Genomic DNA, 14042 nt, shown 5'->3' on the forward strand with positions numbered 1-14042 from the left:
AATCATTTTCAGACTACGAAGGGCGTTCGGTTCTTGCAATAAGGATGTAAAGAAAATGTTGCCATGCGCACACTTTATTTCACCGCCTCACTCACCGAGGGCTTACCGGTAGGGGGATCTCAGCGGGCGGCGACTGCTTTCGCTTCAGCAGGGCATACTCCACGATCAGTTGTTGCAGATGCAGCTCCGCGAGGCTTCCCCGGGCGGCAGGCCAGGGTTGCTCAACGGGAAGCACGGCCAGCTGGCGTAGCTCCTCCTCCAGCGGAACGGCGCGGTTAAACGGCTGCATGATGGCAAACACTGCGGTTTTCAGTTCGCTCACCGTGATGTATCTCCCCTTCTGCTCGTCGAGGGCATTGAGCTGGCCGGCGAGCCGCTGCAGCTGCTGCATTCCCTCGGACCAGCCGGTGAGGTTTTCCGCGGGCAATGCGGCAGCGCTCAACTGCTGCCGCCACTGCTGCGCCAGCGGTTGTGCTTGATCCGGCCAGCGACTCAGGGCCTGCCGGACCAGCTGGTCGCCGTAGCTTACCGCCCAGTCCGGCGCCAGGCGGGCGAGCTCGCCAAGCTGGCGCTGCGTCTGAGGCAGATCCACCGGCATCAGGGGAGATGCCCCCGGCAGGCCCGGTATCACATTTTGGGTCACCGAAATGGGCGGTAAATCGAACTGACGCAACGCCAGCCATCCACCGACGGCGATGCCCGTCACCGCCAGCATGGTGACCATCCCGGCGACAAACGGCTTCCAGCGCGGCGCGGGTGCCGGAGAAGACGCCACCACTGGCGCGGGCCGCTTTGCAGGTAAAGGCGGCGCAAGCGGCTCAGCCTTTGGTCTACGTTTTAGTTCTGGCACTGGTTCAACCTTCGCCGCATCCTCTTCGCTGACCAGAGCGCCGGGAAGTTCCGCGTCAGACACCGCCACCGGCGGCGCGGTGGGGAGCGCTGGCGCAGGGTCGAGATTCTCGAAGCGGCTTACCGTGCTGTGCAACAGCGCCCGCAGGTCGATCAGCGAGTTTTCAGGCGCGATCTCAAGGCGCTGGAGCACTGCGTCGAAGCTTTGCAGCGAACGTTCAGCCTGACCAAGCGACTCGAGATCCGCCGGGGCGAGACTGAGAGTGCGGAGCACCTGCCGCAGCCGCTTGCTCAGGGTGCGGAAGATCTCTGTCCGGGCCGGGAGCGCCTGCGGCCACAGGTTTTTCCCCTGGTGGGCCAGCAGCGACTCCATTAGCGACAGCCCCTCGTGGATCCCTGCCAGCCCGCCCAGCCTGGCGCGGGCCAGCGTATACCAGGCGACAGTCTGCAGATCCGCGCCGTGATGCTCCAGCAGCGAGCGGGCAAGCTGCTCGGCATACGGCCAGTTAATATCCGGCCGCGCCGGGTGGCTGAGCTTGTTCATTTCCGCACGCAGGGCAATAAAATCAGCCAGCGTGCGCGGGTCGCCACCGGTTTTATAGTGGCGTTCGTCGTGTGTTGTCATCATGATGTCTTTCAGCGAGAGATTAGAGGGCGGAGCGGGCGTCAAGGTACTGCTGGCGTTTGAGGTGGCGGATCAACACCCTACCCTCGGGCATAAACTCTGTGCCGTAACGCACCAGGCCAATATCCTTCAGCTCCGCATCAATGGCATAGCGCAGTTCGCCGGGCGCATGCTGATCGAGCATCACCACCGCGATCCGCTGCAGGCGCGGTTCGTACTTCAGCAATACCGCCGACAACGTGCTCATCAGCTGATGCGCCGACGCCGGCATCCCCTGGAGGATAGCGGTCATATCCGGCAGGCCGTAGTCCGGCAGATGCGCCAGCGTTCCGGCCCGACAGTTGAGGATGCGCTGCATGTTATCGAGCACCGACAGGATGACCTGATCCGTTTCGCTGACAGTATTCAGGTCAAGCCCGCCGGCGAAGTTGCCGTACAGGATGTCATACAGGGAGGGACGAGGCATTTTCACTTCTCCTTAAGCGGGTGCAGCGTCAGCTGATTTTGGCTGGCTTCGATAATGCGCGGCCTCGCCGGGTCAAGATCGTCCCGGGTGAGTACCAGCCGCCAGCTGTTTTGCGTCAGGTCCGGATCGATAAACATGGCCGCCACCGCCACAAACTGCGCGCTGGTTTCCATAGGCATATCGACGGTCACCGATTCGCCCGGACGCAGGCGAACATCTTTTTCCGCCACCCGGTCCGCCTGCAGCGCCTGGCCATCGCCAGCAAACAGCGACGGGTAGTCAGTATTGTCGAACGCCTGCCGGTCCTTAAGCTGGTAAATACGCACTACCGTCGCCAGGGAGGCGCCTTTGGCGTTGTTATTCACCCCTTCCCGAGCGCGAAGATCCAGATGCAGGGTTTTCACCTGGGGGTAAAAAATGGACTGGGTCACGGAAACGGCGCCGTCTTTCACGGTCTGCGTCAGGCCGCAGCCGGTTAAGACGGTAACCATAAGGAATGCCAGCAACCTGGCGGAGGGTTTATCTGCGGTAATCGCCATCTTCATCGCTCTCCCTGCGGTGGATATTTTCCCGGACGCGCTGATAGCGCCCCAGATAAATCGTGATCCTGTCGTCAGCTTGTTTCTGCGCATCCAGCGGACGCAGCACAGCGGTACGGCCAAGCTGGACGGCATGCGCCTGCTGGCAGCAAAGTTGCGCATCCGGCAGTAAATGGCGGGCGACGCAAAGCTGCAGCCGCACGTCGAGATGAGATCCGAGCCAGACGTGCAGGAGCGCCATCAGGTCGCTGAACAGTTCGCCGCCGGGCAGCCAGCCGCGAACCTCATCAGGATTCTCCGTGGCTAGCTGCAGCAACACCTGACTGTTCACATCCGTGGCGTGAGTTCCCATCACTGGCCTGTGTTGCAGGCTAACCGGCTGGCGGATGCTCATCGTTAACGGCTGCGACAAGGGGATCCGGGAGGGATCGTGGTGGTACACCGTCGCCCGGGTCCCCGGGGCCAGGAGCGCCACCAGCGCCTCCATGCCTTCCCCGGATCTCCCCGGCAGCATCATCACCGGCAGCAGCGCCAGAAATCGCGACAGCGGCGCTGCGGCAACGGCGGCACATCCCGGTATGCCAAGCCCCGCCAGGCCCAGCAGATACTGCGAGGTGTTGTCCGTGCCACCCGCCCGAAAGGTTGCCGGGTAGGAATATTTGCGCCAGATACGGTAATACTGGGCGATCAGCCGATGGTTAAAGATATCGAGAAAATCCTCGGTCGCCTCGACGCCTTCCCGCCGTTGCGCAATGTCATCGCTATAGTGGGTCGGCAGCGGGGATTCCACGCCATAGAGCCCCATAAAAGCAACGCGAACCGCCGGCGGTCGGGGCGGTTCAGGATCGTCCATTCCACGGATTTCGCCGGCCGGGAAACCCATCCCCGGATGCGGGCGAAAGCGTATGGGCTCATCACCCAACTGCCAGTCGCTGCCGATGACCGGCGCCTTCGGCTGGATCTTCTCCAGCAACTGGCAGAAGCGGTAAAAATTCATGTATGGCAACTGAGGCCGGAGCTGCGCCATCAGCCGGCCAGCCGCAGACTGTGATTCTCTTTCCACCGGATACATTTCCCTTCAGGTTGAACGATGAGCGTTAGCTGGTTGAACTGATTCATATCGGCATACAGCGCGAAAAAGCGGTTGAGCATGTCGCCAAACAGGTGGACATCGCCCGCGCCGGTAAATCCGCTACCGTCGAGCGTCACTTCGATATCCAGCCCGCGCAGCAGGAATCCCTGTTCGAAACGCTGAATTCGGTGATGGCTGACCGCCAGAATAGCGTCCAGACGACGGTTATTGAGCTCATCCTCCCGCCAGTTGTAGAGCGACAGCGTACCGCGCAGTACCTCGGCGCTGCTCATCATATTGAGAAAACGGGTGCCCAGATGGCTCATGACCCGCCAGTGGTAGCGGTCTTCCGTCGGGGGATATACCGGCAATGTGGGCTTACAGAGATTGCGGACGGTAAGCGGCGTGGCTGATATCGACTCACAGCGATCCAGCAGCGTGCTCTGTAGCGCCCGGCGCGGCAGCTGGCCGTTAGTGCCGGTGATGCGCAAGGAGACCGTTTCCCGCGCCAGCGCCCGGTCAGCCTCCCATTGCTGTCCGCCGAGGATAAGCCAGGTATCGTGCATGCCGGTAACGCCCCGCTTGACGCGGGTGTGGTAGTAGCGCTCCGGCGCATGGCGACGCATCATTCCCCCCTGGTGACGAAAGCGGGTGAAAGGCACATAGCGTGCCTCCCCGGTGCGCCCGGAGCCGGTCACGCTGTCGACAGAATAGATTTCGGTATGCCCGTCCTGCAGGCGCTTCGGACGCAGGAGGTATTCGCTCTCCAGCCCGCTGATGGTCAACGGATCGGCCTCGAGGGTAAACAGGTTAATCACCGGCACACAGTGCAGGCGCAGGCTGCTTGCGCTGACGGGTAAATCGCTTTGCCAGACCTCGCTGAACACCACCTCAAGCGTGAAATGCGATATCCCCGCCGGCAGGGTGATGTTTTCCAGGCCATTTAGCTGCACGAACATAAATTTTTCGCGAAAGGTGAAATACTCGAGCAGCAACTGATAGCCGCTGAAAGCGCTCTCCCCCTTCGGCCATAAACGATCCTCCTCGCTGAATCCCCCCGGGGAAAAATAGCCGTCGAGGCTTATCCGCTCTGTCTGACCCGGCAGGCGCAGGTACAGCGCGACCTGGCGTCGGGTCAGCCACAGATGGAGGGCGCTGCCGGTAACGGCGTCTTCCCCCAGGTACAGCGCCAGGCGGCGGAGATCGGTCTGCGACCAGTCAGCCAGCTCGCTACAGGCGAATCGTAGTCGCAGGGCCGAACGCCCGTCCGGCTCCGCCGTCATCACCGCCTCCTCTATCGCCAGCGGGTTAAGCGTCAGATCGCGGGTGGTTCGGTACCGGCACACGGTATTTTTCGGCCCCAGTGGGCGGGAGCTAATCTCAAACCCGGCGGGCACCGTTTCCGCCATCTTCATCGCCGGCAGCGTTGGGGTCAGCGCCACGATCGATAACGACGGAATGGTGCGCAAATAGTGCGGCCACAGCATGCTGACCAGCCCCTCGGTCAGCTCCGGCAGATCATCATCAATTTTTTCGCGCAAGCGACCTACGGAAAAGGCAAAGCCTTCAAACAGGCGCTCAACGTAAGGGTCCGGCGTACCGGCTTTATCGAGATCCAGCATCGCCGCCCGATCGGGGTGAGCCTGCGCGAACGCTTTTGCCGCCTCGCGCAGGTAGCGCATTTCAGCGTCAAAATATCGCAGGGTTAAATCGTCCATTATGAATATTCCATTATTCGTCTACAGGGAGACACGCAGCATGGCTGCGCGGTCAGATTAGTTGGCCGCCGGGCGGCCATGAGCAGAGGAGGCCCGGCGTCGCAGGTCAACGCCAATCAGTGAGGGAGGCGGTTTCAGTATCCCTCTTCGCCGGGTATATCGTCGGTCAGCGGAACACGCTCAGCAGGCGCGCGCACGCTGAATATCGTCTCCGGTAGCGTAAAGTTTCGCAGGGCCAACAGCGCCAGCGGTCCTTCCCCCGCCTCGGTACGCAGCGTGTAGTTCAGCAACAGACCATCCGGCGCTTTCCAGCTCAGGCTCCAACTGCTGCTCGTTCCGGGATAAGCGCTGACCACCGCCTTATCCAGCAGGCGGATCCAGCCCCAGGCGCCCGGGAAATCGCCATACTGGCGGGTGCCCGCCCGGGTACTGATCCAGCTCAGACTAGCGCCAGGCGCTTCGGTGTCGGCGGGCCAGCTGAACCGCCGCCAGGCCGGCATCTGGTTCATATAGACAAGTTTCTGACTGTCGATGACCAGCTCCGTCTGCATCACGCCGTCCGCCGTGCCGGGGCGTAGCGCAAAATGTAGTCCCGCTTCGCCGTTGGCGAACGCGACGTCGGAGAGATGGCTCAGGGTATTCATCGCCTGCAGAAAGGCCGGGTTAAACGTCAGCCCCTGGGCATTGATACTGTCCGCCACCCAACGACTCCCCTCTTTATGCAGCACGCCGTTCAGCCGGGTCTGCAGAAAGCGGGCGATGCGCCCGGTCTCGCTATTGAGATATTTTGCCAGCAGCGGCAGAGAGACTTCACTGCTGGTATTTTTAAAGGGGTAGCGACCGCCAAAAGCGCTATTCCAGTCCTCCACCACCGCACTGCGCCACTGGGCGTTGAGACTTTCCGCCGCCGGGGTCAATACCTGCTGCCAGGCCTGCTCCATCGGGTGAACAAACAGCGTCTGCCCAAATCCACTCCACTCCTGGCCCAGCCCCGCCGCCACCAGGCTGCCGTAGTCGCGCGTTTCGGTTAAATCCACGGCCTTGCCCTGGAATACCGTCTGCGCAAGCAGGCGGGTCATCGCTTGCGGGTCGGTGGCGTTGGTGACCTGCTGCAGGCGCAGACGCACCTGGGTGACGCGGGTCAGGAAGGTCTGCAGGCTAAGACGGCTGGTGGGCGTCCCGCCGTCGCGATTGTCCAGCAGCGCCAGTACGGGCCCGAAGGTGGCATCCAGAGGACCGCGCGCGCCGGACCGTTGATCGATGACGGGCGAGTTATCACGGTTAAACAGCTGCCTGGCCGATTTGACCAGCGAATCGGCGATGGCTTCCCCGGTCTGGCCGGTTCGCCCCTGCACGCTAAGGGTGTTCATCAGCGCCACCAGCGGCGACTGGCGCACATCGGCCATCAGGGTCAGCTGGTCAATGGCATCAGAGAGGGTCGCCGCGCGCTGCCAGCGCAGACTGTTGAGAAAATCCAGCCAGGCGCCGCTGAAATCAGCGAAATAACGCTCCACCAGCCGGGCTCGCAGAGCTTCCGGCGACGCCGACTGCGCGGCAGGTTGCTTCGTGTCGCTCAGCACCCAGTCCATTTCATCGCGGCGCTCCGCGACCACTTTCTCAATGGCCGGCTGCACGGCCTGCTCCCAGGCCTGACGGGTAAACATTCCCGGCACCACCTCATCAGTGCTGAACAGACGCGAAGCATCGGTGTCCGCAGTCATATCCGCCAGGCGCATATCGGCATACTGATTCGCCACCTGCGCGAGCATCTTCTGATAAAGCGTGGACTCACTGTTGCGCTGGCCCATCTGTCGAATTAACCGTGTGCGCACCTGGCTGACCAGACCGTCATCGACAGGCAGACACCACTGCGGATGCGACGCCAGACTGGCGGCATAAAATGCCAGCAGCGACGTCCCGCCGCCCTGCCAGACGGCGTCGGTGATGCCTGAGCGCTGCGACCAGTCCTGCATTAGCGTGGTAGCGAACCACGCAGCATCCATTCTCTCCGGGCGGGCCAGCATCAGGTACAGTTTCAACTGGTCGTAAGCGGTCTTCGTCATCTTCTCACGCAGTGGGCTGTCCGGCGGCAGCTGCACGAAGGCGGTGAGCTGCTCTTCCAGATGATGCGCCGCCGCATCGCGCAGCAGCGGCTGCGCCCTCTCTCCGTAGCGCGGGAACAGCGCCGCCAGCAGGTCATCATTCTGACTGAGGCCAGCGCGGAAGTACCACGGCGCGCCGTGCTGTGAGCGGTATTCCAGTTGAGAAAGCGTTTTCTGTAACGCGGAGAGCGCATGCAGGCGTACGGCCAGCGGCTGTTTCTCCGCTGAGGCCTGCTGCACCTGCTGCTGTGCGGTCGCCACCAGCTCGCGGTTGGCGATAAAAGAGACTGTCATTGAGGCGGCCCAGAGTAACATCAGGGCGGCAGCGGAGGCAGAGACAGCTCTTCGCCAGGGAAAGCCGATCTTTCGTGCTTTTAAGCCGGATGCCCTGAGAGATTCCAGTAGCACGTCCCAGCGTTTATCGTGGCGCCAATGATGCTTCAGGCTGTGCGACGCCTGCGGCGATGACGGGCTGAACACAACGCCGGCTAACGGTAACGCACGATGAGGTTCCAGAAACGTCGACAGGGGAACACTAATCCGCTCCGGCTGCCGCGTGAGTTGGTCCGCCAGGCCCAGAAGAAAATGATGCTGCGGGTTACCCGCGACCTGTTGTACTCCACTCTCTAACAGTCTTGAAGGCAACGCCGACAGTAACTGGCGCATCTGCGACGACTGACAGTCTGGCGGGAAGAGACTGCCGACAGATTGCACGATGCGCCCGGCTTGGTCATCCGCCTGGGGATGCAGCGACCAGACGTACAGTGGTACAGCCCACCCTAGCAGTGAGAAACGTTCAGCCAGATCATGGGCAATGTTATCCATATCCTCCATGGACAACAAAGCGGGGTATGCGTGCTGATTGGCTGCGGGCAGATGATCAAACGCAGAAGTGACCCACACCAGCCCATTCACAGGGGGGCGAAAGCGTTTACGCAAAGCAAAAAGCCAGTCATTATCCGACGCGCTCTGGGGTTCCCCACCCCAAAGCAATAATGTGTCTCCATTCTCCTGCCAGTACTGGCTACTCAGTCCCGGCGCAAGGCGTTCAACATCCGCCACGCTTCCCGTGAGCATCAGAATGGTCATTTTGCCAGCCCCAAAGCGACCATACTGGCGACGCAATGTCTGCCTCATCTCAATAACAGCGCGATGACTCGGGGAAGCCGGCTTCAGATGCTGACCACTTGTCAATGGCGCCCCCTGCCCCTTCAGATGGCGGCCGAGTATGAACTGCACAATACGGCCGCCATAACGAAAAAGCAGAATAAGGATCCCTAAGCCCAGGCAGAAATAGAGTTTCGTTTGCAGCGTATTCAATCCAATCTTGTCGCCATAGTGATATATCCCCCACAACATTGCGCCAGCTATCAGCATCAGCACCCCAAAACGGCTACCTAAGCGCAATATGCTATCCGTTGCATTCATCCTTATTTCCTGCAGTAAGAAGATTCGAGAAAGATTCAGACCCACCACAAGGGGCTGATATGACCGTCTGATGAGATAGTGTGTAGTCACGAGGCTTGCCGCCTCTCAGGCAGCGCGAACGGGCCTGGCCTGGTGAAGCTCTGATGATAGTGGTAATGGGGTGATCACCGTGGCCCATAATGGTTGGTCGGCAAAACCGTCGCCACTCACAATGAGTTGAGATTTATCGTCACCGCACCGCACGATTGCTCCAGCGATCGCGACCCAGGGTGCTGCGACGCCTGGATAACCCAGGCTACTGTCCAGGTTGTAGAAATCACGACCGATATTGATCGGGCTCGACAACGCGATCAATCCCGTTGCGATGGGCTGATGATAGTTCATCTTGATACCCACCAACCAACCGGCAGGCACGGCCTCCGCGGGTAACGCGGCCCAGTCAAACGCGCGCGCAAAGGCATAATGAAACGCCTCGTGGCTTATCCCCTTCACCTGCTCTGGTCGGTGGAGACGCGCCAGTGGCATGAGATCCGCCGCGAACTGAGGGCTGGCAAGCAACAGGCTAACCACCGTTTCTGCCGTCCCCTCAACCTGCTTGGGAGCAACCTGTAGTGCCACAATCAGCATCAGGGATGGCTCAGTCATCGGCTGATCCAGCCAGTGGTCTATCATCTGCAGCCCTTTGCCTTCCAGATACGTCACCGGTTGCCGGATGTGACTGCTCGCCAAACACTGACGCCAGATCGACTGTATCTCGCTGACGGACAGACTGCTGTCGCTCTCTATGATTAATGACAGCGGTATCTCTGCAGGAACAGATGCCAGTACAGAAGTCAGCTCATTCAACGTATTGCTCATGATGCGCCTAACCAACTGTTCGGGCGTTTCGTCGCCGATACGTATCAGCCGACTATGTCGTATACCTTCGTCACTCCACCAGGAAGGCTGCGTTTTTAAAGCAGGAGTATTGTTTCGTAACGCCTCTCGCTGCCCCTTACCATCTCGATCATCCGGGAGACGTAATGCGGTGTGTAAGCTCACGCCCAGGATTGCCAGGTGGCGCCGCCCTCTCTGGATTTCACGACTCAAAATCTGTTCACGATCGTTATCCCAGCCATCAGCCATTGACTGTAACCCTTTATACCAGGCGATACGCAACGCCAGCAGAATAAGCCAGAGTAATGCCGGTAATATCAACGCCGTTTGCCAAAAATCCGCGGTGTGTATTTGGAGTTTATCTGTATTGCTCATAATGGCCCAGCAGGTGCCTGCTGCCAGCCAACACAGCAAAAACAGCAACCAAACCCACCATACCGGTGCTCGAGGCCGTTGAGCAGGCGGGGGAATACGTTTTAAATCGACAGGCATCGTTAGCGCACCCTGGCTTGTGGCAGGCTCGACAGCAATATGCAACCACAAGCACAACGGTGGCCATGGAACGCAACCGGTATACCATGATCGCTAAAAGTGGGGTGTCCTTCGGCAATCACCGTCGGACCATGGCCTTTGATCGGACAACTGACGGGATCGCCCAGCCGCGCCACGCCGATACCACCAAATTTCATATTACTGGAACCACGGAGCACTTTCCCGCCCCCGGTATGCGTATCGCCTGTACGGATAATTCCTTTCATAACTTTATTTTACCTTGCTGCATTTAAGGAAAATAAATAGCTGCAATCATTAGCGAAATTATTTGCGCAGCCATTTCCTGAGTTTCAGAGTTACAACATGCGAGAAAATTTTTCCAGCTTAAGCAGACTTAAAAGTTCGGAATCGTTTAGATGGAAAATCAGTTCATCCGGCAGACGACGATAGAAATCTGGCAATTCAGTCAATTGATAGAAGAAATTATTATCATTGAATTCTTTAATCCTTGTGAGTTCGGGCATCAACTCCATCATCGACACATCCGCAGAATAACCATGCCGAACTTTAGCGAGATTACTCATTTTTTTGATGCAGCCTTCACATCCTTCGTTAATGCCTTTCTCCCACAAACGATAGGCATCTACTCTCCTGCCTTCCATATCGGCAAGCAAGCCAAGATGATCATAAGCCTCTGCATAACCTTGCCCTACCGCACATTCCAGTAACTGCTTACCTAATGGGTGCAGTTCCTGAACCCTGACAACAATAGTTCCCCCTACTGCTGACATGGCCTGTGGACTACCACGCTTGATGGCTTCAGCATACAAGTAGTACATTGTTTCATAATCGCGACCAAACAAATACGACGCATATTTATAGGCAGCAATAGGGATGCCCTGAGAAACGAGTTCGTGGAGTTTGGTGGAAGCAACCTCTATCGGAGTCTCCGCACTCGGATATTTTATTGCCCAGACACTATTTACATATGCGGCCTTCCAGCTTCCAGCTTTTATTGCTGTTGCAAGCAGCCCTTCACGTTTTTGCTTATGTTCAGGACTGTTCCAGAAACCCTTTATTTGATCTCCCTCAGAAGTATACTGAACCAGTTCACTGAACGCCTTTGCAGCAATCTTATTTTCTTTAGGTGTAAATCCAGACGCGTTATGACAGACAAAGTTCATATTCTGAAAATACTTCATCAACCCCGGATCAGGATTTATTTGCCCAGCCGAATCCACCCACTTCGGCGAATGATTAAAATCTTCTAAATTAGACTGCCCCGTTGCTATTCCTGAGAAGAAAATAAAAAAGCCGATTAAAAATTTACGCATATGATTTTTCCTTAAACTTATAGGTATTAATGCCAGCGATAACTCGCCGTAAGAGGAGATTTATGCCTCGCCAGCCAGTCGCCAGAACACCAGCCTCTCTCCCCGCAGCCATTTCTCGCCAAGCGAGCAGGAGCGCAGGCGGACAAGATTTATCTTCTCCACCGGTATGATGTCTCCCTCGCGGAAGAAACGGATGGCACGTTCGTTCAGCCCTTCACGGGGCCGCCATGCTGTCCTTCTCAAAGTCCGGTGACGTCGGCAGCGGCCTGCCCGTCGCCGGGTTCAGCTGTTTCGCTTTCGCCAGTTTCTCTATCAGCGCCGCGCTGGGTTCTGGCGGCGGGATATTGGCCTCCCGTTCTTCCAGCCACTTCAGCTTGCCGTCCCACTCCGGCAGCGGGGCCGGCGGCAGCGGCGCGATATCGTTGATTTCCGGGACGACAGGCTGGGCCCATGAGTATTTCGCCAGGACCTTGACTATCTGCTCATAACGACGGGCACGCTCGGGATCCTTTTCCAATGCCAGATAGAACAGCCTGTCCGTTGGTTCAGGTCCGGAAAATCCGTGCATCAGGAAACCGGCTGAGGTTGAATCTCCTGCTGCAACGCCCAGTTGGAAAACCTCAACTGCCTCCGGATATTTTTTGTAAATTGCAAGCATATTTCCTAACGAATTAGCTGCTTTCCCTTCCCCCTGTTCAGCGGCACATTGAAACATCTGCATGGCCACTTGTGGTGCCATTTTGGCCGGAAACAGTTTTTCACCAACATAAGCCTGGGCCTGGGGATTCCCTTCATCTGCCGCCTTACGATAGTAGCGCAGCGCCATCTCTGGATCCTTCGCCAGTCCTGCCGCACCGTGCTCCAGGAAAATGGCAATAAAGTAGTAGCCGGCGGCAACCTTCGCATCAATCAGTTGTTGGCTCAGACGCAAAAGTTCAGTGCTGCTCAGCGAAAAACGCCCGCGCAGCGCACCATTCTGCAGATTAATACTGGCTTTATAATGACCGTTCTCTGCCGCTATCCGGTACAGACGGGAAATTTCCGCATCCACTGTTTTATCCCGGTTAATCAGATTATTTTTTTGCAGCCAGCGGGCATATTTAAACAGGACATCGGTATCAGCAGACGCCTCAGGAATAATCTGGTGTTTACAGGTAAACGCCAGACGGGCATTAATATCAGTCAGCGGGTTCACCGGCACATCCTTGTGGATGCTTTTCTGGTCGCAGCCCGACAGCAGCAGGCTGCCCAGCACTATCCATGTCGTTATCCCTTTCATTCCCTGACGCTCTCCTTTTCCTTTTCATCTGCAGAGCTTATGCCTCGCCGACCCGGCGCCACACCGTCTCCTGCTCCTCCACGACCAGTCTGTCGCGCAGCGGCCAGGGACGCGGGCGAACGAAGGTCACCTTTTCCACCGGCATCATGTCTCCCTCGCGGAAATAACGGATGGCATGTTCGCTCATCCCCTCACGGGGCCGCCACGCCGGCTGCCAGTAGCCGCTTTGCGGGCAGGGTTCACCGCTGCGGCACTGCAGCCGCGCCACGCTGTCCTTCTCAAAGTCCGGTGACGTCGGCAGCGGTCTGCCCGTTGCCGGGTTCAGCTGTTTCTCTTTCGCCAGTTTCTCTATCAGCGCTGCGCTGGGCTTCGGCGGCGGCACATTCGCCTCGCGCTCTTCCAGCCATTTCAGCTTACCGTTCCACTCCGGCAGCGGGGCCGGCGGCAGCGGCACGATATCGTTGATTTCCGGGACGACAGGCTGGGCCCATGAGTATTTCGCCAGCACAGCGCCTATCTGTTCATAACGACGGGCACGCTCCGGGTCTTTCTCCAGTGCCAGATAGTACAGCCTGTCGGTCGGTGCCGGGCCTGCAAATCCTTTTTCCAATGCATAGGAAGATGTTTCATCACCAGCAGCGACTCCTAACTGAAAGGCTTCTACAGCTTCCTGATATTTCTGATCAATTGTTAGCATAATTCCTAACGAATTAGCCGCTTTTCCCTCGCCTTGTAGGGCAGCGCATCGAAACATCTGCATGGCTACCTGAGGAGCTCTTTTGGCCGGAAATAGTTTTTCGCCTAAAAAAGCCTGCGCCTGGGGATTCCCTTCATCTGCCGCCTTACGATAGTAACGCAGCGCCATCTCCGGGTCCTGCGCCAGTCCTGCCGCACCGTGCTCCAGATAGATGGCAATAAAGTAGTAGCCGGCGGCCACCTTCGCATCAATCAGTTGCTGGCTCAGGCGCAGACGTTCAGGACTGCTCAGCGCAAAACGCCCGCGCAGCGCGCCATTCTGCAGATTAATACTGGCTTTATAATGACCGTTTTCCGCCGCTATCCGGTACAGACGGGCAATTTCCGCATCCACCGTTTTATCCCGGTTAACCAGATTATTTTTTTGCAGCCAGCGGGCATATTTAAACAGGACATCGGTATCCACAGACGCCTCAGGAATAATCTGGTATTTGCAGGTAAACGCCAGGCGGGTATTGATATCGGTTAGCGGGTTCATCGGCGCGTCCTTGTGGGTATTGTTCTGG

10 protein-coding genes and 1 pseudogene are annotated in these 14042 nt (G+C 58.1%); all 11 read right to left on the bottom strand.

Features of this window, described 5'->3' with window-relative positions:
• Window positions 1-74: 74 nt before the first annotated feature.
• Window positions 75-1477: pseudogene (locus tag SPE70_RS15945) on the bottom strand (VasL domain-containing protein).
• A gap of 19 nt (window positions 1478-1496) precedes the next feature.
• Window positions 1497-1940, bottom strand: coding sequence for a type VI secretion system baseplate subunit TssE (gene tssE / locus SPE70_RS15950; protein ID WP_004152261.1), 444 nt, complete (start codon window positions 1938-1940; stop codon window positions 1497-1499).
• Window positions 1941-1942: 2 nt separating this feature from the next.
• Entirely contained in the window at window positions 1943-2479 is a 537-nt protein-coding gene (tssJ, locus tag SPE70_RS15955; protein WP_077263621.1) for a type VI secretion system lipoprotein TssJ, read from the bottom strand.
• Window positions 2460-3476, bottom strand: coding sequence for a type VI secretion system baseplate subunit TssG (gene tssG / locus SPE70_RS15960; RefSeq protein ID WP_168443340.1), 1017 nt, complete (start codon window positions 3474-3476; stop codon window positions 2460-2462). The genes tssJ and tssG overlap by 20 nt, the downstream gene beginning before the upstream one ends.
• Before the next feature lie 29 nt (window positions 3477-3505).
• Window positions 3506-5269: a type VI secretion system baseplate subunit TssF gene (gene tssF / locus SPE70_RS15965; protein ID WP_064170569.1), complete on the bottom strand. Its 1764-nt coding sequence runs from the start codon at window positions 5267-5269 to the stop codon at window positions 3506-3508.
• 134 nt (window positions 5270-5403) lie between these two features.
• Window positions 5404-8799 (bottom strand): ImcF-related family protein, encoded by a 3396-nt coding sequence (locus tag SPE70_RS15970; protein ID WP_040968634.1) that lies wholly within the window; start codon window positions 8797-8799, stop codon window positions 5404-5406.
• Window positions 8800-8904: 105 nt separating this feature from the next.
• The gene (locus tag SPE70_RS15975; RefSeq protein WP_040968635.1) at window positions 8905-10050 is read right to left on the bottom strand and encodes a hypothetical protein; all 1146 of its coding nucleotides are present in this window, start codon (window positions 10048-10050) and stop codon (window positions 8905-8907) included.
• Between the two features lie 119 nt (window positions 10051-10169).
• Complete coding sequence (locus SPE70_RS15980; RefSeq protein WP_016532068.1) at window positions 10170-10433, bottom strand: PAAR domain-containing protein; 264 nt, start codon at window positions 10431-10433, stop codon at window positions 10170-10172.
• Window positions 10434-10523: 90 nt separating this feature from the next.
• On the bottom strand, window positions 10524-11501 hold the full coding sequence (locus tag SPE70_RS15985; protein WP_048963828.1) for an SEL1-like repeat protein: 978 nt from the start codon (window positions 11499-11501) through the stop codon (window positions 10524-10526).
• A gap of 214 nt (window positions 11502-11715) precedes the next feature.
• On the bottom strand, window positions 11716-12780 hold the full coding sequence (locus tag SPE70_RS15990) for an SEL1-like repeat protein (RefSeq protein ID WP_040968638.1): 1065 nt from the start codon (window positions 12778-12780) through the stop codon (window positions 11716-11718).
• Window positions 12781-12817: 37 nt separating this feature from the next.
• Entirely contained in the window at window positions 12818-14014 is a 1197-nt protein-coding gene (locus SPE70_RS15995; RefSeq protein ID WP_223168558.1) for an SEL1-like repeat protein, read from the bottom strand.
• Between the last annotated feature and the right edge of the window lie 28 nt (window positions 14015-14042).

Source organism: Klebsiella sp. ZJOU C1, from assembly GCF_035620215.1.
GTDB classification, from domain to species: domain Bacteria; phylum Pseudomonadota; class Gammaproteobacteria; order Enterobacterales; family Enterobacteriaceae; genus Klebsiella; species Klebsiella variicola.